This is a genomic window from Providencia rustigianii DSM 4541 (assembly GCF_000156395.1).
Lineage (GTDB): Bacteria > Pseudomonadota > Gammaproteobacteria > Enterobacterales > Enterobacteriaceae > Providencia > Providencia rustigianii.
The window spans coordinates 355,251-378,262 of the sequence record NZ_GG703817.1 but is presented as its reverse complement, the minus strand read 5'-3'; the positions used below and the strand labels follow the sequence as shown (position 1 = coordinate 378,262).

25 protein-coding genes are annotated in these 23,012 nt (G+C 39.6%); 13 read left to right on the top strand and 12 right to left on the bottom strand.

From position 1 onward, the window contains the following. Positions 1–16 precede the first annotated feature (16 nt). The gene (locus PROVRUST_RS01850) at positions 17–502 is read right to left on the bottom strand and encodes a MarR family winged helix-turn-helix transcriptional regulator (RefSeq protein ID WP_006812974.1); all 486 of its coding nucleotides are present in this window, start codon (positions 500–502) and stop codon (positions 17–19) included. 84 nt (positions 503–586) lie between these two features. On the opposite strand from PROVRUST_RS01850, the gene PROVRUST_RS01845 reads away from it, so the two are divergent. From PROVRUST_RS01845 to PROVRUST_RS01830, 4 genes are all read left to right on the top strand, one after another. After that, a complete protein-coding gene (locus tag PROVRUST_RS01845; RefSeq protein WP_039854045.1) occupies positions 587–1,465 on the top strand; it encodes an EamA family transporter in 879 nt (292 codons plus the stop codon). Between the two features lie 149 nt (positions 1,466–1,614). Next, positions 1,615–2,640, top strand: coding sequence for a threonine aldolase family protein (locus tag PROVRUST_RS01840; RefSeq protein WP_006812972.1), 1,026 nt, complete (start codon positions 1,615–1,617; stop codon positions 2,638–2,640). Between the two features lie 114 nt (positions 2,641–2,754). After that, on the top strand, positions 2,755–3,222 hold the full coding sequence (locus PROVRUST_RS01835; RefSeq protein ID WP_039854381.1) for a YaiI/YqxD family protein: 468 nt from the start codon (positions 2,755–2,757) through the stop codon (positions 3,220–3,222). A gap of 86 nt (positions 3,223–3,308) precedes the next feature. Continuing rightward, the gene (locus PROVRUST_RS01830; protein WP_006812970.1) at positions 3,309–3,956 is read left to right on the top strand and encodes a LysE family transporter; all 648 of its coding nucleotides are present in this window, start codon (positions 3,309–3,311) and stop codon (positions 3,954–3,956) included. Between the two features lie 53 nt (positions 3,957–4,009). Here the strand turns inward: PROVRUST_RS01830 and mnmH are convergent, their stop codons facing one another. Then, positions 4,010–5,107, bottom strand: a complete 1,098-nt coding sequence (gene mnmH, locus PROVRUST_RS01825) for a tRNA 2-selenouridine(34) synthase MnmH (RefSeq protein WP_006812969.1) — start codon at positions 5,105–5,107, stop codon at positions 4,010–4,012. Positions 5,108–5,251: 144 nt separating this feature from the next. Between mnmH and PROVRUST_RS01820 the strand changes: the two genes are divergently transcribed. Both PROVRUST_RS01820 and gss read left to right on the top strand, forming a co-directional pair. Further along, a complete protein-coding gene (locus PROVRUST_RS01820; protein WP_006812968.1) occupies positions 5,252–5,515 on the top strand; it encodes a YjbD family protein in 264 nt (87 codons plus the stop codon). A 164-nt stretch (positions 5,516–5,679) separates the two neighbouring features. Further along, positions 5,680–7,572 (top strand): bifunctional glutathionylspermidine amidase/synthase, encoded by a 1,893-nt coding sequence (gss, locus tag PROVRUST_RS01815; protein WP_006812967.1) that lies wholly within the window; start codon positions 5,680–5,682, stop codon positions 7,570–7,572. Positions 7,573–7,628: 56 nt separating this feature from the next. Here the strand turns inward: gss and PROVRUST_RS01810 are convergent, their stop codons facing one another. The 4 genes from PROVRUST_RS01810 to PROVRUST_RS01795 all read right to left on the bottom strand — a co-directional run bounded on the left by PROVRUST_RS01810 (position 7,629) and on the right by PROVRUST_RS01795 (position 11,150). Further along, positions 7,629–8,723, bottom strand: coding sequence for a porin (locus tag PROVRUST_RS01810; protein ID WP_006812966.1), 1,095 nt, complete (start codon positions 8,721–8,723; stop codon positions 7,629–7,631). A gap of 315 nt (positions 8,724–9,038) precedes the next feature. Then, positions 9,039–10,217 (bottom strand): MFS transporter, encoded by a 1,179-nt coding sequence (locus PROVRUST_RS01805; protein ID WP_006812965.1) that lies wholly within the window; start codon positions 10,215–10,217, stop codon positions 9,039–9,041. 91 nt (positions 10,218–10,308) lie between these two features. Continuing rightward, entirely contained in the window at positions 10,309–10,731 is a 423-nt protein-coding gene (locus PROVRUST_RS01800) for a MerR family transcriptional regulator (RefSeq protein WP_006812964.1), read from the bottom strand. Then, a complete protein-coding gene (locus PROVRUST_RS01795; protein WP_039854043.1) occupies positions 10,728–11,150 on the bottom strand; it encodes a GNAT family N-acetyltransferase in 423 nt (140 codons plus the stop codon). The genes PROVRUST_RS01800 and PROVRUST_RS01795 overlap by 4 nt, the downstream gene beginning before the upstream one ends. Positions 11,151–11,363: 213 nt before the next feature. Between PROVRUST_RS01795 and PROVRUST_RS01790 the strand changes: the two genes are divergently transcribed. After that, complete coding sequence (locus PROVRUST_RS01790) at positions 11,364–11,909, top strand: AAA family ATPase (RefSeq protein WP_006812962.1); 546 nt, start codon at positions 11,364–11,366, stop codon at positions 11,907–11,909. Between the two features lies 1 nt (position 11,910). Beyond that, on the top strand, positions 11,911–12,393 hold the full coding sequence (locus PROVRUST_RS01785) for a 2-thiouracil desulfurase family protein (RefSeq protein ID WP_006812961.1): 483 nt from the start codon (positions 11,911–11,913) through the stop codon (positions 12,391–12,393). A 39-nt stretch (positions 12,394–12,432) separates the two neighbouring features. Here the strand turns inward: PROVRUST_RS01785 and PROVRUST_RS01780 are convergent, their stop codons facing one another. Both PROVRUST_RS01780 and PROVRUST_RS01770 read right to left on the bottom strand, forming a co-directional pair. Then, a complete protein-coding gene (locus tag PROVRUST_RS01780) occupies positions 12,433–12,723 on the bottom strand; it encodes a VF530 family protein (RefSeq protein WP_006812960.1) in 291 nt (96 codons plus the stop codon). A gap of 372 nt (positions 12,724–13,095) precedes the next feature. Then, complete coding sequence (locus PROVRUST_RS01770; RefSeq protein WP_006812958.1) at positions 13,096–14,046, bottom strand: SGNH/GDSL hydrolase family protein; 951 nt, start codon at positions 14,044–14,046, stop codon at positions 13,096–13,098. 165 nt (positions 14,047–14,211) lie between these two features. Between PROVRUST_RS01770 and ydfG the strand changes: the two genes are divergently transcribed. The 3 genes from ydfG (at position 14,212) to PROVRUST_RS01755 (ending at position 15,705) form a co-directional block, all read left to right on the top strand. Beyond that, positions 14,212–14,958: a bifunctional NADP-dependent 3-hydroxy acid dehydrogenase/3-hydroxypropionate dehydrogenase YdfG gene (ydfG, locus tag PROVRUST_RS01765; RefSeq protein ID WP_006812957.1), complete on the top strand. Its 747-nt coding sequence runs from the start codon at positions 14,212–14,214 to the stop codon at positions 14,956–14,958. A 90-nt stretch (positions 14,959–15,048) separates the two neighbouring features. Beyond that, positions 15,049–15,417: a DUF1283 family protein gene (locus PROVRUST_RS01760; RefSeq protein ID WP_039854041.1), complete on the top strand. Its 369-nt coding sequence runs from the start codon at positions 15,049–15,051 to the stop codon at positions 15,415–15,417. Between the two features lie 51 nt (positions 15,418–15,468). Next, the gene (locus PROVRUST_RS01755) at positions 15,469–15,705 is read left to right on the top strand and encodes a DUF1161 domain-containing protein (protein ID WP_039854040.1); all 237 of its coding nucleotides are present in this window, start codon (positions 15,469–15,471) and stop codon (positions 15,703–15,705) included. A 75-nt stretch (positions 15,706–15,780) separates the two neighbouring features. On the opposite strand, the gene bioD is transcribed toward PROVRUST_RS01755, so the two are convergent. From bioD to PROVRUST_RS01740, 3 genes are all read right to left on the bottom strand, one after another. Further along, positions 15,781–16,458 carry a dethiobiotin synthase gene (gene bioD, locus PROVRUST_RS01750; protein ID WP_006812954.1) on the bottom strand — a complete coding sequence of 226 codons (678 nt, stop codon included), beginning with the start codon at positions 16,456–16,458 and terminating at the stop codon, positions 15,781–15,783. Positions 16,459–16,600: 142 nt separating this feature from the next. Then, a complete protein-coding gene (locus tag PROVRUST_RS01745) occupies positions 16,601–17,812 on the bottom strand; it encodes an ROK family protein (RefSeq protein WP_006812953.1) in 1,212 nt (403 codons plus the stop codon). A gap of 101 nt (positions 17,813–17,913) precedes the next feature. Then, the gene (locus PROVRUST_RS01740) at positions 17,914–18,828 is read right to left on the bottom strand and encodes a LysR family transcriptional regulator (RefSeq protein WP_006812952.1); all 915 of its coding nucleotides are present in this window, start codon (positions 18,826–18,828) and stop codon (positions 17,914–17,916) included. A gap of 113 nt (positions 18,829–18,941) precedes the next feature. Here PROVRUST_RS01740 and PROVRUST_RS01735 point away from each other — a divergent pair, with 113 nt between their 5' ends. Beyond that, the gene (locus tag PROVRUST_RS01735; protein ID WP_039854039.1) at positions 18,942–20,204 is read left to right on the top strand and encodes an MFS transporter; all 1,263 of its coding nucleotides are present in this window, start codon (positions 18,942–18,944) and stop codon (positions 20,202–20,204) included. 285 nt (positions 20,205–20,489) lie between these two features. After that, the gene (gene tus / locus PROVRUST_RS01730) at positions 20,490–21,398 is read left to right on the top strand and encodes a DNA replication terminus site-binding protein (protein ID WP_006812950.1); all 909 of its coding nucleotides are present in this window, start codon (positions 20,490–20,492) and stop codon (positions 21,396–21,398) included. A gap of 60 nt (positions 21,399–21,458) precedes the next feature. Here tus and fumC read toward each other — a convergent pair whose 3' ends face one another. Continuing rightward, positions 21,459–22,856 carry a class II fumarate hydratase gene (gene fumC, locus PROVRUST_RS01725; protein ID WP_039854038.1) on the bottom strand — a complete coding sequence of 466 codons (1,398 nt, stop codon included), beginning with the start codon at positions 22,854–22,856 and terminating at the stop codon, positions 21,459–21,461. Between the last annotated feature and the right edge of the window lie 156 nt (positions 22,857–23,012).

Below are 23,012 nucleotides of genomic sequence, written 5' to 3'. Positions count from 1 at the left end.
GGAGTTCCCCTATTGCTTAGGATTCTAATGAGGCTAAAAAACCACGAAGTAACTGGTTAAGAGCCTGCTGCTCTTCTTCAGACAGTGCAGCGACTAAACGAGCTTGATTTAGTGTGTGTGCTGTTACCATGCTATCTATCAAATCTAACCCTTCAGGCGTTAAACTTACCAGAAAGCCACGTCCATCATCAGGGTTGGTGTGCCTAGTGACATAACCGGCTTTTTCCAGTTGATCAATCCGGTTGGTCATGGTGCCTGAAGTCACCATTAAGGTTGCCAGCAACTCACTGGGGGTCAGCGTATAAGGAGACCCCGCACGACGTAGAGTCGCAAGTACGTCGAAACTTGATCGGTTCAGACCAAATTGCGTAAAAACCTTCTCCATTTCTCGGGTCAGGTGATGAGCAACGTTACCTAAGCGACCAATTAGCCCCATGGCACTAATATCAAGGTCTGGGCGTTCACGTTCCCATTGTTGAGTGATTTTATCGATTCTATCCATAGGCGAATCATACAATAAATTATCTTGACGTCAAGATTGTTTGAATTTATCTTGACCTCAAGATAAATCAAGCTGAGTTTAATGATGAATAGATATTGGGTTTTGTTTCTAACAGCACTAGCCCCCATTGTTTGGGGAAGTACCTATTTGATTACCACAGAAATGTTACCCGCTGGTATGCCGCTGACTTTAGCGGTATTACGTGCATTACCCGCCGGTTTATTACTGTTGCTCTTTCTCCGTCAATTACCCCAAGGTATCTGGTGGTTGAGAGTGATTATTCTTGGTGTTCTTAATTTTTCGCTGTTTTGGTGGCTATTGTTTATTTCGGCTTACCGCTTGCCTGGCGGGGTTGCCGCTACTGTCGGAGCCGTTCAGCCACTGATTGTGCTATTTTTGAGTCGTTGGTTACTTAACAGCCAGCTATCCAGGATTTCAATTATGGCGGCATTTACGGGGATCTTTGGTGTCGCTATCTTATTGCTAACGCCAAGTGCGAGATTGGATCTAACCGGAGTGATTGCAGGATTGTTTGGTGCGTTATCCATGGCCGCAGGGACGGTATTAAGTCGCCGCTGGCAGCCGCCCGTGTCAGCCTTGACGTTTACATCGTGGCAATTAACTGCGGGGGGTTTGGTCTTATTGCCTTTTGCGCTATTTTTTGAACCTGCCTTACCTTCGTTAAGTATGCTCAATCTTGTGGGATTAAGTTATCTAACACTGATTGGCGGGGCACTGACTTATGCGCTCTGGTTTCGTGGGTTGGCAATACTCGGGCCCAGTTCAGTTGCATCATTAGGTTTTCTCAGTCCCATGAGTGCGGTTATTTTGGGATGGATGTGGCTGGAGCAACAGCTAACCCCTTTACAGTTTATTGGCATGTTAGTGATTTTGCTCAGTGTGTGGGTAAGCCAAAGAACGGAACGCAAGTTGGCATTAAAAATCGCCCAGCAAGTTGCTTAAAGGGAAAAACCGACATTTTATGGCGACACGCTAATCAGTAAGTGCGATCTGCTAAAAAATATCATTGAACATTGAATACTATACGAATATAACTATTGGCTTATTTCGAATCTCGAACACAGTCAACTAGCTAACGGTAGGTCGCCCCCATGTACAGTTTTATCAATGATTATAATGAAATTGCGCACCCAGCAGTAATGGATGAGTTAAATCGCTTAGCGGGTAAGCGCTTTCAAGGGTATGGCACAGATGAGTTATGTGCCAGCGTTGCTGAGCAACTGAAACAACGTATTGGGCGCCCGGATGCAGATATTCATTTTTTTAATGGTGGTACGATCACCAATTTAACAGCGATTTCTCATGTATTAAGACCCCATCAAGCCGCAATTGCTGTGGATTCAGGGCATATTGCAGTGCATGAAACAGGGGCAATTGAAGCCACTGGACACAAGGTTTTTACGGTTAAATCTGAGTCAGGTAAGTTAACTCCAGCATTGATTGAACAGGTTTTAGCCGCTCATACCGATGAACATTGTGTTCAACCTAAATTGGTATATATCAGTAACTCGACTGAGATTGGCACTGTTTACCGTAAAGAAGAGCTAATAGCACTACGTAAAGTCTGTGATCAGCATGGGTTGTTGTTATTTATGGATGGCGCTCGTTTAGCCTCTGGCTTGATGTCCCATGCCAGTGACTTAACCATTGAGGATATCGCGCAATTAACCGATATTTTTTATATTGGTGGAACAAAAATTGGGGCATTAACGGGGGAAGTTTTAGTTATTTTAAACCCAAGCTTAAAATCAGATTTTCGTTTTAGCATCAAGCAAAAGGGCGGATTGCAAGCAAAAGGATGGTTACTTGCAGCACAGTTTAACGCGTTATTTGCGGATGACCTCTATTTTAAACTGGGTAAACATCTTAATGAAATGGCGAATAACTTAGCCGATTTCTTTACTCAGCAAGGCTTTGAGTTCCTCGCACCCGTTGAATCAAACCAAGTGTTTGTGATCCTGCCTGACGAACTAGCTACTAAATTGTTAGCTCATTATGTGTTAAGCAGCATGCCGGCCCCTGAAGCGGGTAAAACCTGCATACGCTTGTGCACCTCATGGTCAACAACTCAGCAAGATGTCGATTCTTTTATCAGCACGTTCAATTCTTTGCGCTAATTGTATTGTCGGTAAGCTCAAATCCTTGGGCTTACTCAGGTTTGTACCTCCTAAGTTACTGATAACATGTTATGATACGCTAAAGTAATAATTTAATAGGTTTAAATGAAAATGATGGTGATTTGGGTTGATGCGGATGCTTGTCCGAAAGTGATTAAAGAAATTTTATATCGAGCCGCGGATAGGGATAAAGTGCAAATTACTTTTGTCGCTAACCAACGTCTTTCCGTTCCACCGTCTATTTTTTTGAAAACTTTACAGGTTCCAGCAGGGTTTGATGTTGCTGATAATGAAATTGTTTTACGTGCTCAAGCTGGCGATTTGATTATTACTGCGGATATTCCATTGGCAGCAGAAGTCATGGAAAAGGGGGCGGTTGCCTTGAACCCTCGTGGAGAGCGGTACAGTGAAGCGACAATCCGTGAACGCCTGACTATCCGTGATTTTATGGATACCATGCGCGCAAGTGGCGTACAAACGGGAGGGCCTGCAAGTATGAACCAACGGGATCGTCAGCAGTTTGCTAATGAGCTAGATAAATGGTTACTACAGCGTAGAAAAACACTTTCTCAACAAGGTTAATTTTTTATCTGAATACGAACACAGATTCAGGAATTTAGCATTTTCAATGTCTATAATGGAAACATCATCGACTGATTAGAGAGACAATGATGGATCCTCTACATAGCATTATCATTACGCTGTTTTTATTTGTACTCACTTTTTTCAATCCTGGCGCTAACTTATTTACTGTCGTTCAAACCACCCTCAGCTCAGGGAAAAAAGCAGGGCTGACATGTGGATATGGTGTTGTGCTGGGAGATGCTATTTATTCAGGGCTAGGGCTATTTGGGTTGGTGACATTGATGACCCAGTTTGAGTCTCTCTTTTCAGTGATTAAGATTTTAGGCGGCTTGTATCTACTTTATTATGCAGTGAGTATTTTTCGTAATAGAACTCAACTTAATTTAGCCACTGAAAATGCAACGGAAATTTTTCCTACCGGAATTTACTTTCGTCGCGGATTAATCACGGATTTATCCAATCCGCAAACGGTTCTGTTTTTTGTCAGTATTTTTTCTACAACTATTTCAACCTCGACACCGCTATGGACTAAAATTGTTATTTGGCTAGGAATTGTGTTGGCGTCACTAATTTGGCGGATTATTTTATGCCAAACTTTTTCACTTTCTTCCGTTAGGCGGACATATTCCCGGATCCATAAAGTCGTAGGGAAGGCGGTTGGTCTGCTCTTAGGGGGATTAGCCTCTAAATTGATTTACCAAGGTGTGAGTGAGCTAGCACTTAGAAAGTGATTTTGTTATTTGGTAGGTAAAAGGTGACGCTGTCACCTTTTATAATGGAGTATTTACCTATTTGCGGTTGACTTAACCCATTCAGTCACTTCTTCAAACGTCCCCTTGAAGACGATGCGTTGCTGCTTTTTACTCAGTTGATAACGGTACATCGGGTCATAATATTCATGGAGTAGTGGGCTTAACCATGAAAAATGAACTTCCGTATGACCTGTTTTTCGTTGCTCAATCAATGCGTTATCGAGTAATACTGTTAGCTCTATGGCACGCTGAGAACCTAAACGTTTACGAATGGCATATAACCCATGATGCAGATATTCACTATAGGCATCCCAACCTTTTTCTTCCCCATAGGCTGCAATAAAATCATGAGTCATTCGGTTGAAATACTCTTCTTTTAGCCTTTGCATACGTAATTCAAATGGATCTTCGACGACGGCGATATTGGCGGCTTCCATTGCTGCTCGCATAGGCTCTGGTAGGCTATTGATGCCAATAGCGCGACCTTCGTCCTCAAGTATCCAACGGTTATGGTTAGGGGCTTTTTTTAGCATGGATACAGCGAGATAATTTTCGAAGGTGGCTTGTGAAAATTGGGCTTCTAGTGTACGCCCAAAAGAGGAGCCACGATGATGTGCGATTCCTTCTAGATCAATACCATCATCTAAATTTTGTACTAATAACGTTTTTCCATTGCCAGTGCAGCCACCAATAAGAATGACGGGGCGCTGGGATAATTCGTTAATGGCATCAATTGCTGCTTGGCGTAATGTCTTGTATCCACCGCTAATTAAAGGGTATTCGATACCGCAATCTTTTAACCATTGTTGGACAATATGGGAACGCATTCCTCCACGAGCACAGCAGATATACCCTTCAGGGTATCGCTGACATGCTGCTTTCCATGCAGCTATTCGATTTTCACGTAATTCCCCAGACACCAATTGATGACCTAAAGCTACTGCTTTATCGGAGCCTTTCTGTTTATAGCAGATACCGACTTCGGTACGTTCGTCATCATTCATTAACGGTAAATTCAACGCTGACGGCATAGAGCCTTGCTGAAATTCAATAGGAGCACGGACATCAATAATAGGCGTGTCAGAGATTAAGAGTTGGCGAATATTTTGAGGGGATGAGGCTAATTCCATAATAAATAAAGTGATTCATATCAATTCTAATTTCGATATTGGCTACTATACTCCTAAACAGTATTGATGGCACCTAGTGCAGGACTAAAAAATATCAGCGTGCTATATTAATACAGGACTTCAACCTGCGTAGGGAGTAATGATATGAAAATTCTAACACTACAAGAAATGACCGAGTCTCAACGAATGCGAGTGAGGCAGCGGTTAGCGCAAGAGCGTAAAAGTCTTGGACGTGAATTAAGTAATAGCGAAGAGAACAAAGTTAAAAAGCAAATCATTACCGAAATATCCGCTGAAGTTGAAAAAGAAGCTAAAAAATTACGAGTTCAAAAGAAAAAAGATCGAGTGGTGGACACTAGCTCTACTTTCAGTTGGTCATCAAACAACCATACCCGGGGACACCGTTAAAATACGTATCCTCTTGAATTCATAAATTCAACACCATAAAGCACCTATAACTTAGGTGCTTTTTTTTGTCTATGAAAAACCGAGGTTTTTTCAATATTACGAGCGTATACTGATTATTAGCAGTCTTATAATTGCAATTTAATTAATATCAGTGGAGCTGTAATATGAGTAACATTACTTCGCAACATGAACCTTTTGGTACTTTACTTGGCTATGCCCCAGGCGGGGTCGCTATTTACTCATCAGATTACAGTTCCATAGAAGATATTGATAAGCATGATGACATATCCTTTCGTAGCTATATTGGTAACGAATATATGGGATATAAGTGGCAGTGTGTTGAGTTTGCACGCCGCTTTCTGTATCTCAATTATGGTGTTGTATTTACTGATGTTGGAATGGCATACGAGATTTTTTCTCTGAGATTTTTACGTCATGTGGTTGATGATGACATTTTACCTCTACGGGCATTTAAAAATGGCAGTCAAGTTAAGCCAGTTGCTGGAAGTCTATTAATTTGGGCTGAAGGAGGGGAATTTCAAAAAACGGGTCACGTGGCGGTTATTACACATGTTTTTGACGATAAAGTCCGTGTTGTTGAGCAAAATGTCTTACATCATAAACTTCCCGTGGGGCAGCAGTGGACCCGCGAACTTCCCTTGCAGTTTGATAATGGTATTTATACCGTAATCGATACTTTCACGGATACCACCATTCTCGGGTGGATGGTCCAGACAGAAAATGACCAGTTCGCCTATATTGAGCCAGATGTCAATCCGCAGCTCATGCAGCTGCATGGTTCTAAATTAGATAGCCAAATCAATTTTAACTATGGATGGTTAGATGAATCTAACCCAATTGAGCATGCTTATGTCAAAGATAAGCGTGGACATAGGCTGAATGCAGATCCCCATGAGTACTTTACTATCTCAAGCACCGCTGAAAATAAGTTGATGCAAGCGACCAATGAAGTCCACTTAATGTATCTTCACGCGACAGAAAAAGTACTAAAAGACGATAATTTATTGAAGTTATTTAATATTCCTGAAATTTTATGGCCACGTTTACGTTTGTCATGGCAAAACCGTCGTCATGATATGGTCACAGGAAGGGTTGATTTCTGTATGGATGAACGGGGTCTGAAAGTCTATGAATATAATGCAGACTCTGCATCTTGCCATACTGAGACTGGGTTAATTATCGAAAAATGGGCACAGGTTGGCGGATTAAAAACGGGTTGGAATCCAGGGGAACGTCTTAACGAGATATTAACGGATACTTGGAAGCATACTTCGGCAAAACCGTTTATTCACATCATGCAAGATAATGATGGTGAGGAAGACTACCATGCCTTATTTATGGCTCAATCCATTAAAGCCGCTGGATTTGAGTATAAAATTATTCATGGTTTAGACGAATTAGAGTGGAATGAAACGGGGCAAGTGGTTGATGGTGAAGGGCGTGTATTAGAATGCGTGTGGAAAACATGGGCATGGGAAACTGTACTTGAGCAATTGCGCCAAGAAAGTGAAAGCGACATTACCTTTTCTGCTTTACCTATCTGCACAGGGCATCCTCACCATAATGATGTTCGGTTAATTGATGTATTATTACGTCCCGAAATTCGTGTGTTTGAACCTTTATGGACGGTGATACCTGGAAATAAAGCTATTCTACCTATCCTTTGGTCATTGTTTCCTCATCATCCGTATTTATTGAACACTGATTTTGAAATCAATGATGAGTTACGCCAAACAGGTTACGCCGTTAAGCCAATAGCAGGGCGCTGTGGGGATAATATTGGTTTAGTTGACCATCTGGATGAAGTTTTGGATGAAACTGATGGGCAATTTAATTATCAAGAAAATGTTTATCAGCAGCTGTGGTGCTTGCCTAAGGTTTCAGGTCGTTATATTCAAGTCTGTACTTTCACGATCGGGGGACATTATGGAGGCGTTTGTCTACGTTCAGACCCATCTCTGGTCATTAAAAAAGATAGCGATATCGAGCCGTTATGGGTACTCGATGATGAAGATTTTTTAAAACAATCTAAATAAAAAAATAGGCGCTATCGATAAAATTGTACGGTAGCGCCTATTCTATTTACCCATGATTAGAATTGGTAAACTAATCCTAGACCCAACACGTTATCGGTATTGATATTATATTCGCGAGTAAATTCGTTTTTATTCAGTAGGTTAATTTTGTAATCGATGACTGCTGACATATTGTTGTTAAACTCATATGCCGCACCAACAGCAAGGTATTTCACTAAATATTTATTGCCGAATTCGCCCAGATTTTTGCCTTTAGATTGGTTATAACCAATTGAAGGGGTCAAACCAAAATCCAGTTCATATAATGCTACAACTTCTAGGTTTTCTGACTTGTTCGCGACAGATTCTTCATCATCGCCACCAAAACGAGTGGTGTTCAATGCTTGACCATACATTGCTGCTAAATATAGTGATTCCCACTCAAACTTTCCGCCAACGTTCCAAGCCTCAGCTCGTTTACCGGTTGCGCCTGTAGATTGATTCTTTTGAGCTGGGGTGCGATTTGAGTTAGTGTAGCCACCGCCTAAAGTGACGCCGTAACCTAATTCATAGGCTGTAGAGAAACCGTAGCCATCGCCGTTATTAGTCAACGCATCATCACTAGAGGAGAGGTTTTGATCGCCATTTTTGCCTTGGTATTGCAAAGCAAAACTTAAGCCATCAACGTAACCAAATGCATTATTATTACGGTAAGTCAGTAAGTTGCGGTTACGACCCGTCATAAAGTTATCTTCTTGGTCCATGGTGTCTGCACCCCATAACGGTAGTACGTCAGTCCATGCGTTAGTATCGTAAATCACACCATAGTTACGACCATAATCCAGAGAGCCGTAATCACCGAATTTTAACCCTGCATACGCAAAACGATTTTGGTTTTCGTTATCACTTTCAGATTTATTTGTTGGTGTTTCCCACTCAAAACGACCATAACCAATTAATTGATCGGTAATTTGCGTGTCACCACGAAAGCCTAGGCGAACACGTGAGTCATCGCCATCTTCACCACTTTTTGAGTCAGCAATATAGTGGCGCACATCAATTTGGCCATAAACATCAAATTTATTACCATTTTGGTTATATACTTCTACCGCATTAGCTGTCCCTGCGACCATAAGTGTTGTAACAAGCACTGTTAATTTATTGTATTTCATATAAAAACCCTTTAAATCACGAGTAAGTCAGTTGATTTTGTGTATGCATAGGAAATAAAGCGCAGATATTATCAATGAAAGTGACTAACTTTAGCAATTTATAATTGAATGAGAACTATTCAATAAGTTGATTGCGCTGAATTAACACCGATTACTCGCAATATATATCTAGAAGACCATGTTTTGCGAATAGGAGAAGAATGGGTCGAGGGGATCATTGTGTTAAAGGAATCGTAGTGTGAAAATTAGAACGTTAAATGGCCGTAATAAATAGGTGAAAAATAATTACTGCCATTTAATTGAGTTAATGCATTATCAGGAATGCTGTGTACTTAAGCTATTACGTAGCCATATCATAATAATAATCACGCTAGCACCCACGACTAATCCAAATATATTTACTGAATGCCATCCCATCAAATAGAATGCGAATCCTGCAATTAAGCTTCCAATAGCACCAAAACTGAAAATTAGAAAATCTGTCGCACCTTGAATTTTTGCTTTTTCATTTTCTTGATAAGTCTGAGGCAATAAATGGGTTGTAGTAATTAAAATAAAATTCCAAGCCAATCCAACTAATGTCATCGTGACGAGAAAATGTGCGTAGCTAGTTCCTGTTAACCCAACAATATTGGCAATAACTAAGCAAATTGCGCCCATCCAAACGAAGGTTTTTACGCCAAAACGGCTGATAAGTTGCCCTGTAAAAAATGAAGGGGCAAACATGCCTAATATGTGGCACTGGAACACAAATGCAATGGCAGCAAAATCAAATCCCTGAGCTTTCATCGCTAATGAGAATGTCCCGACCATGTAGACAACTAAGGCATAGCCGACCGCACTCACAACGGCAATCAACCTTAATAGTGGCTGAGAATAAAGCTGTCGATACGTGCGATTTATTGAAGGTGTTATGCTGGTTTTTTTAATTGGGTTGAGTTTTAATGGTAAGAATAACAACAGAATAAATGCAAGAATATAAATAATGGATAAAGCACCAAATGTACCAATAAATGGATAATTAGAGACGATTGTTCGTGTTGAGATCGCCAGTGATGGGCCAATTAAGACTGCAACAATTCCTCCGCTCATTACCAGACCAATGGCTTTGGCTCTTAGGGAGGATGGGGCTTCTTCTAATGCTGCAAATCGGTATTGCTTCGCGATGCCGATTGCGGTACCTGTGAAAAATGTTCCAATAGAAAAAATAAATAAATTTTGTGTATAAATTCCTGCTATGGCTAACAGGGCGCCGGCGAATCCACCAATATCACCGAGAATAAACCCAGCACGCCGACCAAACCGCATCATAAAATGAGCGATAGGTACTGATGCTGCAATTAATCCAATATATTGAGTTAATAGGGGAAGCGTGGCATAGGCTGGGTCATCTGTGAGTTGGGATCCAACTAAAACAGCAACAGACAGTACAAGAGAATTTCCTGTCGTAAATAAAGCTAAAGCCGCAGCGAGCCAAAGAACGGAACGTGGCATAAAAATTCCTTATTGTTCATTGAGATAAATAATTCATCTAATGGAATTGGATTCAATATGCCGGATGATACAACTTCAAGTTAACTTTAAGTCAAGAGGGATTTTTGAGTAGTTTTGTCATATTTTTTTTTAAACTAATCGACAAAATTTTCTGAAATTTAGGGCACTGTAAATGGTTTTCAGCTGAACATTGCTCTACATGGAGTAACCCTTCTTTTAGCTTTTGTAATTCTTGAATTTTCTGTTCGATTTCATCTATTTTAACTCGAAGGACAGGGCGTTCGATGCCTTTTTCTGGAAAATTATTTAACATTTCGACTATATCATCTAATGAAAATTGTGCTTGTTTTGCCAAAATAATTAATGAGAGTTGAGTGAGGACTTCTTGGGCATAAATTCGAGTGAGCCCTTTTCGACCAATCGGAGCAATTAATCCCTTACTCTCATAAAAACGGATCGTTGCTGTCGTCAGTCCCGTAAGCTCAGAGACTCGAGTAATGGATAGAGTTTTCATAAAGTTTTACCAGTATAAAAAATGAGTTCAGGGTCATTCTTATCAAGATTATCAATTTGCCCACTCAGGATAAAACCTGACCTCAAGAGCAATTTTTGCATCAACAGATTGGATTGATTGGTAGAGGTAAACAACTTAGAATGATGGCAGTTTACCTTGAGGGCATCCAATAATGCTAAGCCAATACCTTGGTGAGGAAACTGTTCATCAACCATGATCATCTCGATAAAACCACAACCAAAGAAATGATAATGTAATACGCCATATCCTAACACCTCACCCTTTTTTTCAGCAATATAGCAACTCCCATTTTTAACCCAACTTTCAATTTGTTGTTCACGAGTATTATCAAATTTGGCATAGCTATCAATATGGATTAATGGTGCAATATCATTTGTAGCTGCAAGACGAATCAACATAAATTTCTTTTTATTCTCCATTAGTTACATTTTAAAAATGACTGAATACAGTAATAACATTTTATTGGGTAAGTATCTTGAAATAAATGTTTGATTGATGACTTATTTAAAGTTTCAATGCTTAACTAATCTGTCAGTAAACTTTATTGAGAAAGGGCGTGGAAAAGGTCATTTATTACAGCAACCAAGATAACAAAATATTGAGGAAATTAAGTGTCAGATATCCAACAACGAGTCATTATTACAGGCGGTCCAGGGGCTGGCAAAAGTGCAATCATTGAGGGATTGATTGCCCAAAAATATGACTGTTTACCTGAGTCTGGTAGGGCAATTATTCAGGATCAGGTACGTATTGGAGGCAGTGCACTGCCATGGCTAGATAAACAAGCGTTTGCTGAAATGATGCTATGCTGGGAAATTCGCTCATGGCATTTAGCGAACAATAATAATGGGTTAAGCTTTTTTGATCGTGGATTGCCTGATATTGCAGGCTATTTACAATTATGTGAAATAGCAGTACCCAAGCATTTAGACCGAGCAATTCGCATATTTGAATATCAAAAAACAGTATTTATAGCACCGCCATGGAAAGAAATCTATGTTCAGGATGTGGAAAGAAAACAGACCTTTGAAGATTCAGTGATGACTTACCATGCGATGGTTTCTATATATGAGCAATACAATTATAAATTGATTGAGATACCTTGTTTGTCTGTTGATGAGCGAGTTAATTTTATTCTTTCGAACATGAGCCAATAGAATGAAGAAAAAGATTCTCGTTAGTGCTTGCCTAATGGGACATAACGTTCGCTACAACGGAACAGCAAAAGCGCATTTACAAACAGTTTTATTACGTTGGCAGGAAGAGCAGCGTTTAGTGATATTTTGTCCTGAGTTGGCCGCTGGGTTACCAACTCCACGCTTACCTGTAGAAATTATTTCAGCGACTGGTTATGAGGTGATGCAAGGTAACGCTAAGATGCTTGAAAGTACGGGAACTGATGTGACTTCACATTATCAGTTGGCAGCATGGCTTGCTTTGCAACGGGCTGAAGAGGAAGGTTGCGTTGCTGCACTTTTAACCGATGGAAGTCCCACTTGTGGAGTAAATCTTATTTATGATGGAACATTTAATGGCAAGACAGTTCCAGGTATGGGGGTCGCAACAACATTATTATCCCAATCAGGGATTTCTGTGTTTTCTCACTCACAGATTGATGAGTTAGTCGAATGGGTTAAATAGTCATCGCCAACAATATCTCTATCTTGAAATCACGCACCGTTAGCTTTCGTTTTTATTGTGGTGATTTCCCCATGGTGAAGTAGGGGATAAATCAGTTTCATCAATTGAACTCTCTTCTAACATATCAAGATAGAGAGCTTCAACTTCAGCTCGTGCCCATGGTGTTCTGCGAAGAAACTTTAAGCTCGATTTGATACTTGGATCTTTGGTGAAGCAATTGATTTTGATGATACGACCTAATTTTGGCCAGCCATATCGATTGACCAATGCAGTCACTTGCATTTCAAGTGTGATTCCATGCAATGGGTCTTTGGAAGTATGCTCGCTCATTATTATTATCCTGTGTCATTATCTTATGTTTTTAAAGCCTGCGAAGATTACAAGAAATGAAGGTTAGTGGCAATCAATACTCACAGCCTCTAGATTTTGCGAGAGCATTTCATCTATACAAGAATAACGGCTAAATAGTAGGGAATGACGTTAAACCGCATAACTAACAAAGACTGATATAACCATGAATGCTATTTAACATAATATGCATTATGCGAACTAAAGTATAAAATGAAGAAATCCAGCGTTCTGGCTGGTTAATCGTGTTGGTTTGTTTATCGCTTTTCTGGGTATTTTTTATACTTTTATCTAAGGTGCTTTTAGTACCTTGCTTTTTAACTTTCAAGCCATCCATGGCTATGCTATTACAAATTATAAAAACTTTTCCTTTATGAAATTTTCAAACTCATAAGCAAGAATGGCATGGACCTCTTCTGATGGGTGAACTCTATCATTAAATATATGCTTATGATCAGAGACCATTTCATCTATTTTATTTAATTCGACATAACTTCCGCTGTAATAGCTCTTATCGATTACATATCCGGGTAATTCTTTGGCTTTTTCAATAACTGATTCAAAGATTTTGTTGGTATCGAAAAAGTGAATTTTAATATCTTTATTTTTAGAACTCATCTCATTAACTAAGCTACGAACTTTTTCATTATGCTCCATACTTAAGGAGGTTAACCTCGCTCGTTGTTCGTTAGTTTTGCTTTTAGCTGATGGCGTATGTGAGATATCAGGTATTCCAGCAATAATAATATTTTTAGTGCCTTTTTTTATTAATTTAGTCATATTGGATTTTTGTGCTTTTATCACCCTATCCACATCATCTTTCTTGTATGTCATATAATCATTTGCACCTGCCATCATTATCGCTAAATCGTTTTTCGTTGTTTTTACCTTTTTTAACTGTTTTTTAATACTTGACAAAAAATGGCAGGCAAATCCCTCTTTAAGCTTATAGTTCCCTGCGACAGCACCACCATAAGATAAATTCACACATTTATTAAAGAGTAAATTGGGTTTGCTTAAGTGGTCAACCCAAGTGAATCCATTGGTGAATCGGCCTTTATAATATTGAATTGCTGAGGGGAAAATCCTTTTGAATCTTTTAAAAATATTTCCTGAATCTGAAAGGCTATCACCTAGAACAATCAGTTTATCAAAGTTATTTAATTTCTCATTTGTATTTTTTATTGAAGTTATATTATCTATTTTTATATTACTCACTCTATTTTTTTCTATGCATTTTTTTAATAACAGATATCTATTATCATTGCAGTGGCTGCTATTTATGCTATCTATATATAACTTCATATCATTTACCTTATTTTAAATATTGCAGAAGATCCTATATATATATCCTCCCTACTTCTTTAAAAAAATGATGATATTCTAACCAGTTAAAGGGACTTGGAAGACTCCTGAAGAAAGAGTTAGAATGAATCAATAAATAAACAATGATAACAACATGAGGTCCCTATGATTATTTTAGTAACCGGTGCAACATCAGGCTTTGGTGAGGCAATTGCACGTAAATTTATTCAGCATAATTTCACGGTAATTGGTACAGGGCGCAGAACAGAAAGATTAAATGCTTTGCATCAAGAATTAGGTGATAAATTTTATCCGTTAACCCTTGATATTCAAGATAGAAAAGCTATTCAGCACGCAATTTCTAGCCTACCTTCTCACCTTAAAAATATTGATATATTAGTCAATAATGCGGGATTGGCTTTAGGGTTAGAACCTGCTTTTGATGCCAACCCGGATGACTGGGAAGTGATGATCAACACGAATACAAAAGGGTTGGTGAACATGACTTACGAAGTATTACAGGATATGGTCGAGAAAAACCACGGGCATATTATTAATATCGGATCAACTGCAGCCTCTTGGCCATATAAAGGCGGTAATGTCTATGGCGCGACTAAGGCATTTGTAAAACAGTTTTCTTTAGGATTACGTGCAGACTTATACGGTAAAAAAATTCGAGTTACCGATATCGAACCGGGCTTAGTTGGGGGTACCGAGTTTTCCAATGTGCGCTTTAAAGGGGATGATGATAAAGTTACCAATACGTATAAAGGTGCTGAGGCGTTAACACCAGACGATATTGCTGAAACCGTTTTTTGGGTTGCAACACTCCCAGCACACATGAATGTGAATACATTAGAGTTGATGCCTGTATGTCAAACATTCGCAGGATTAACCGTTCATAAACAATGATAATTTTTCGTACTATTCTATAAAGACGAACCCCTTGATTTTTAGCTATACTCCGTTAATACACTTAGCTTGATCACAGAAGGAACTTACATGAGCACGTCAATGCAGTTTATTAAAAAGAGCCTTACCGCGATTTGCTTTTGCCTTCCACTAATGGGAATGAGTGCCGCACAAGCCGCTAATACCTCTTGTACAGCTGGCAGCACTTGTGTCTCTGTCGGTAGCGGTAATGATCCTCTTAATAAGGAACAGGCTCGCCAAGAAAAAGAACAGTGGGATGAAACTAAAATGCTACGTTCTAAAGTGAATAGTCGTACAGAGAAAGAATTCGATAAAATCGATGCCGCATTTGATGCAAAAGATAAATGTGAGAAAAGTTTAAATCTGAATGCCTATTGGGAGCCCAATACTCAACGTTGTCTTGATGTAAATAGTGGTCGTCCAATCGCAAATCCGTAATTTGTTGTCATGGTTTTGATGTGGCATAAACGTATTAAAGTAGGATAAATGATGAAAACCAAAATTGTAATACCCTTATTTTTAGCGCTTTTAGCCCCTGCTTTTGCTCACGCTTCATGTGAAAGCGTCATTGAGGAAATTAGGCAAAAAATCATAAATAATGGCGTACCCAAAGATGGTTTTAGTTTAGTTGCGGTTCCCAATGATGAAGTTGACCCTGCTAAAGGGCAAGTTGTTGGACACTGCCAGAATGATACTTATAAAATCATTTATACTCGTCATCAGTAAATCTTCTCGTATTAATTTTTTCCACAAAAAAGGGCACTCATTCAAGTGCCCTTTTATTTTGATTACGTAGATAAGTTATAGAGCAGGAACGCCAACGAATTCTTGCAGTTTTTCCCCATCTAAATAATGCCCTAACTCTTTTTCTTCAGGACGTAATAAATATGGGATTTCACCAAGCAATGGTGCTTTGATGTGCTGCTGCATACGTTTGATGATTTGAGCGTAATGAGCTAAGCCAGGGTTAATTCTGTTTGCGACCCAGCCAATTAACGGCAACCCGTCATTTCTTATTGCTTCAGCGGTTAATAGTGCATGGTTAACACAGCCATGCTGAATTCCTACCACTAAAATAACACCGACAGATTGCCCTTTGAGCCAATCTGCATAGAAAGTATTATCATCAAGCAGATAACGCCATCCCCCATTACCTTCAATAACCACCGTATCACATTGCTCATGAAGACGGTCTAATCCTGATTTTATTTTATTGAAATCAATTTTATTTTCATGGCTATAGTTATCATCAAGCCTAACTGGGTTCACATCATCATAAGAAACCAGATCTTTCGATACGCTATGAATGAATAAAGCATCTTTATTGCGCTTCCCTTCGGGCGTATCGATGCATTGATCGGCAATAGGTTTATATCCTACAGCCTTAATTCCTTGATTATTTAGTGCTTGTAATATTGCTAGTGTCGATACCGTCTTCCCGACATCTGTATCTGTCCCGGTAATAAATAGATTCATCATGTTTTTTCTATCCTGAAGTGACAGACTGTGTGGCAGCAAAATGCTGTAAAAATGACATGAATTCAGTTTATGGGAATGGGAAAATAAGAAGTTTGCGTTAGCTCAATTTTGTGTAAGATAATAAGAACTTTATCGAATTGTACTAACCTTGTAATAATTTTAGTAACAACGAACCATCATATAATGAGTGATGAATAACCGCAGTTTCACTTTCTTTAATAGAAAATGTTGACTTTTCAATAAGTAATTTTGAACGATACAAGGGATTTACATATAAATTGATATAATGATGCAATTGGGTATACCAATATTCATCTGAACTATTTAATGGGGAATTGATAAGAATAAGTTGAGTGCCGAGTATATTTATCATCATTGCTAACGGGTGTGCTAATTGCTGAGCAACAGAATCCAGTATTTTTAAGCATAATGAATCTGCAATATTTGCTCCCTGACAAATAGCTTCAATATTTATTTCTTTTTGGTTTAATATCGACGCCGGATAATCTGCAAGCAATATTCTCGCTTGTTTTAATATGGATGAAACGGATACCAATGTTTCTAAACACCCTTTCCCACCACAATAACAATCAAGTCCCTGTAAGATCTCTACAGGAATATGACCAAATAAAATAGGATGTCGGGTACTGGAATCTAAAGATTTTTCCTGATTGAGTACGGCAATATTTACTACATCATGTAGCTGCAAATAAATAATGTTTTTGTTTCTTCGCTGGGTTGAATAACTTAAATTATCCATAAGCGCTAATGCGTTTACTGAGGGATTCAAGTAAACGGGTAATCCAGTTTGTTCTGTCAAATAATTGCTAATCGGCAACGCATCTAAATCATAATTTGGTAATCTATAAATGACACCTGAAGATGAATCTAGAATACCATCGAGTAGAATGCTAATTGCGGTAACTCGCTCCAAGCAATTCTTATTCTGTTCAAAAAACAGACTCATTAGCGCAGATAATTGCAGGCAAAATTGTTGATTTCCTTTCACGTCAAAAGAATAACTATTTTCTGCAAGAGTCTTCGAGCTAATTTCTTTGAGTGAAAGTGTCAGTTGATTGTTTTCAATTCGGATTGCAAGAAATTGCCAGCCTTCACTTTCGGTCACCAGACCGATGGCCGGACGTCCTCTCAAACCCAAGACTGGAAACTCACGCTCTTGAATGAGGTGTGCATCCATTAATTCACGGGTGATTTTAGTAATACTTGCGGGCGCGAGTTGAGATTGCTTAGACAACGCAATACGAGAAATTGGACCATGCTGAGCAATAACTCGGTACACAATTCCTGTATTCAGTTGTTTAATTTGATCAATGTGGCCCGTTTGATTTGTCATTTTTAGCTCAGAATTCGTTATAACGCTACCCGTGATTATGCCCTATGCGCTGAAATTCATGACTTCATTTACATACGAAATGTGATATATATCTCGTTAATCTATTGATTCGATTGACCGACAATATTGTGTAATAACAATTCGGTTAGTTTCTTCGCTGCAGCTGGCTGGGTGCGTCTTGTATTGTAAACTAACCAAACTTCTGATGTGGCCTGACTGTTCGCTAACTTGAGGTACCTCACACCATCAATTTTCATTCGAGTGAAAGACTCAGTGATAATTGATATTCCCATCCCAGCAGAAACTAATCCTAAAATAGTCATTGCCTCACCAGCTTCTTGAGAAATCGTGGGTACAACGCCCTCAGAAGCCAGCAAATGATTTATTTCATCATATAATGCAGTGCCCACCTCTCGCTCAAAGAAGACCAGAGGATAAGCTGCGAGTTGCTGAATACTAACGCCAGTATCTTCATAAGCTAACAATGGGTGACCTTCATAAACTGCCACCATAAAAGGCTCTTTAAACAGTAACTGATAATCAAGTTGCTCCGGCAATATTGTATTACGCATGATGCCAATATCAATTCGCCCAGTTACTAGTGGCGGAATTTGCTGTTTAGTGTTCATCTGGTGCATGTGAATTGATACGTCGGGATAAGCTTCACGGTATTGACGTAAGCTCATCGTGACCTTGTGCATAAAGGGTGTCGTCGATGTAAAACCAATAGAGAGTTCACCAAGTTCGCCCTTTTCCATTCGAGCGGCTTTGGTCGCTGCGGCATCGACTTGTCCCAAGATTTGATAAGCTTCTTTTAAGAACATAGCCCCAGCCGGGGTTAGTGCAACATTTCGATTATTTCGTTCCAGTAACTTCGCATTGATTTTCTCTTCAAGTAACTGAATTTGTTGACTTAATGGAGGCTGAGATATGTGCAAGCGTTCGGCTGCTCGTCCAAAATGTAGTTCTTCTGCGACCGCAATAAAATAGCGCAAATGGCGTAATTCAATATTCATGGTAATTGATACTTTAAAGATATTATTATGTATAATTAATATATTAGACAAAAAAGTTGAAACTTTCTATTCTTTGATCGAAATCAAATGAGTTGCACCGTCAAGGAATACCTATGGAACCGTCATCAAATCGCCTTTCAACGAACACCATCATGGAGGATAAAACGACTAAAACCTTGATCAGCAGCGATCCAAAAAAGCATTATATCCAACGGGATGATGCTCTCTATCTGCGGGTGACACTCTCATTTTTTACCGTGGGCTTTGCAACCTTCGCCCTCCTATATTTTGTCCAGCCAATTTTACCGATGTTATCCTCCGATTTTAATGTTTCTCCGGCAACTGCAAGTTTATCACTCTCACTCAGTACTGGGCTGATGGCGCTGGGTTTACTGGTTACTGGGCCTATTTCAGATGCTATTGGCCGTAAAAATGTGATGGTGATATCCCTCACATGTGCAGCAATATTTACGTTAATGAGTTCAGTAATGCAAAGCTGGCAAGGAATATTGATTGCTCGAGCATTAGTTGGTCTATCTTTAAGTGGTGTTGCGGCGGTTGCGATGACCTACTTAAGCGAAGAAATCCATCCTAGCTATGTAGCCCTCTCCATGGGACTGTATATTAGCGGTAATTCGATTGGTGGAATGAGCGGGCGTCTAATGACTGGTGTCGTAGCTGATTATTATTCTTGGCGGGTTGCGGTCGTTATTTTAGGCACTTTAGCGTTAATTGCCGCAATTGGTTTTTGGCGTTTATTACCCCCTTCCCAACATTTTAGGGCCACCTCTCTCAAACCTAGAAATCTTTGGGTTAACCTACACTTACATCTACGAGATAAGGGATTGCCTTGGTTGTTTATTGAAGGCTTTGTGCTGATGGGCGCCTTTGTCACAATGTACAACTATATTGGTTACCGTTTATTGGAGCCACCCTATAATTTTAGCCAATCAGTTGTTGGATTTTTATCTATTATCTATTTAACAGGCACTTATAGCGCAACAAAAACGGGTAGTTTAACTCAGAAATACGGTTATGGCAGAGTGCTCATTGCTGCTATTGGTATGATGCTTATTGGCGTGGTATTAACGTTACACCCAAACATATGGATAATATTGACGGGTATGACTGTGTTAACCGCTGGTTTTTTTGCAGGACATTCGGTAGCTAGTAGTTGGGTTGGTCGTCGAGCCAAGCGTGCCCGCGGACAAGCTTCATCTCTTTACCTTTTTAGCTATTATGCAGGTTCCAGCATTGCAGGTACATTAGGTGGGGTTTTCTGGTCATTTTATGGATGGAATGGCGTCGCATTGTTCATTTCGGTAATTCTATTACTTGGTGTAGCTATCGGCTATAAGCTGAAGAATAAATGCTAGCGGCTAATATCGAGCTTATTTTTAGTCAATAGGCTCGATAGCCTGAGCATCGGCATTATTTATATTCCGGTAATAATGACGATGTTCAGGTTAAATTTAGATAATACATTGATATTAAATTGGATTATAGAATATAGCCCTTTCAGTATGAATCGTAATAAGAGTATAATCACATAGGTATCCCTAGTTCCTCTCTTCCTGGTTGAAATTAATTGATAAACACAGTAGCTAATGTTAGTTTTGGTTTATCACCCATCTGAATGTTGTAACTAAAAAGGCTCTGTGATGAGTAAAAAACAAGAATTAATCACTCATTTTAATCAATTAGAATTCAACATTAACCAGTTTTGCCATCATCTAACTAAGCAAGACCGCATTCAGGCCTGTGTATTCAGTTTGCCTGAAGTCCTTAAAGGTGATGAACATAACGAAGTTTCCTCGATATTTGTTGATAAACACGTTGGAATCGATGCTATTAACCATACTATTGAGCTATTTAAGTTGCTCTTTATCCACAATAAATCTGAATCTGTTAGTAATAAAGCGGCAATTCGTTTGCCTGGTGCCATCGTTATCGAAGCATCCCTACCCGATTACCATCTCTTTCAATCGTTAATAACCGATATAAATCAATTAAAACTAAGCATAAAAAATATCGTTACTCAGGTTGACGAATCTCATCGTTTTGAGTTTATACGCGAGAGCCTTCATGGGTTATTAACCCTTAATACCTATCGAACAATCACGTCGATTGTAGATGTGGATACGGTTCGCTTTGGGTGGGCAAATAAAAAAGTTATTAATAAAGTCACTCAAGAACAGATGCTTAGTAGATTACAGGCTAGTTTAGAAAGTGGTCGAACACCTTCTCATATGCAGAGGGAACATTGGCAGTTGCAATTGGAGAATGAAATAGCCTTGATCCGCTCTCTTCCTCATGATGCCATTTTAAAAACCCAGCGCCCTGTAAAAGTTCAGCCCATTGCCAGAGTATGGGATAAAGAGAGTCAGAAACAGGTTCAGTATCCTTGTGCAACACCATTGCTTATCTTTGCCGTAGAAAAAAGTCTTGAAGATATTACGGTTGGTGAATTATCAGATTACCATGTTGATCAGATTGCGCTACGCCATCGTCCACGATCTAAACCTGTAGAATTACTCATTCCAAGATTAAATTTGTATATCGAACGATAAAAAAAGCCCCGATTCTATTGTTAGTATCGGGGCTGACCTCAATTTATTGTGATGGATAAATTAAGATTTCATACTTCCAACCATGTCTTCTGGACGAACCCACTCATCAAATTGAGCTTCAGTTAAGTAGTTCAATTTCAGTGCGGCTTCTTTCAGGGTAAGACCTTCTTTATGAGCTTTTTTAGCAATTTCAGCTGCTTTGTCATAACCAATGTGGGTATTTAAAGCCGTTACCAGCATCAGAGATTCATGCAGTAATTTTTCAATACGCTCACGGTTTGGTTCGATACCTTCAGCACAGTGCTCATTAAAGCTACGCATACCATCCGCGAGTAAACGAATAGATTGTAAGAAGTTATCAATAACCATTGGGCGGAATACGTTCAGCTCAAAATTACCTGAAGCACCACCGATGTTAACAGCTACATCGTTACCCATCACTTGTGCGCACAGCATGGTTAATGCTTCACATTGTGTTGGGTTAACTTTACCTGGCATGATTGAGCTGCCTGGTTCGTTTTCAGGGATTGATATTTCACCAATACCACAACGAGGACCTGAAGCTAACCATCTAACATCATTAGCAATCTTCATTAATGATGCAGCTAAGCCTTTCAGGGCTCCGTGAGCATGAACTAATGCATCACAGGTCGCGAGCGCTTCAAATTTGTTGGGTGAAGTAACAAATGGTTGACCGGTTAATTCAGCAATTTTCTTCGCCACACGTACCGCATATTCAGGATGCGTGTTTAGACCCGTACCAACAGCTGTTCCACCTAGCGCCAGTTCACAAACATGTGGAACTGAGTTTTCAATATGCTTTTCATTGTGAGCCAGCATTGCCGCCCAGCCAGAAATTTCTTGGCCTAAAGTCAATGGAGTAGCATCTTGTAAGTGAGTACGACCAATTTTTACGATATCTTTGAATTCTTTAGCTTTCGCGTCGAGAGTTTTGTGCAGAACTTTCAGTTCTGGCAGGAGATGTTCACGGATCCCCACAACCGCAGCGACATGCATTGCTGTTGGGAAAACGTCGTTGGAGCTTTGGCTCTTGTTAACATCATCATTAGGGTGAATCAGACGGTCATTACCACGTTGACCTCCGAGGATCTCGCTACCACGGTTAGCTAGCACCTCATTCATGTTCATGTTACTTTGAGTACCAGAACCGGTTTGCCAGATAGCAAGAGGGAATTCTGTTGGGTGTTTGCCAGCGAGCACTTCATCTGCCGCAGCGATAATTGCGTCACCGCGATCTTTTGGCAGCAAACCTAAATCCATGTTCACACTTGCCGCTGCTTTTTTAGTCACCGCTAATGCGTGAATTAAGGCAACAGGCATTTTTTCTACAGAGATACGGAAATGTTCTAAAGAACGCTGCGTTTGCGCGCCCCACAAGTGGTCAGCAGGTACTTCAATTGGTCCCATTGAGTCTTTTTCAATGCGAGTGGCTGCCATTACTAGCTCCTTAGGTACATACTCAGAATAATTGATTTTAGAATCATCTGCTTGCAGGTAAGCAAATAACCGAGCAGTATAATGCCACAAATTGAATTTCAATTATGAGACTTGGTCGAGCTTATTGTACTGTAGTAAAAAGGAAATTAGTTGATT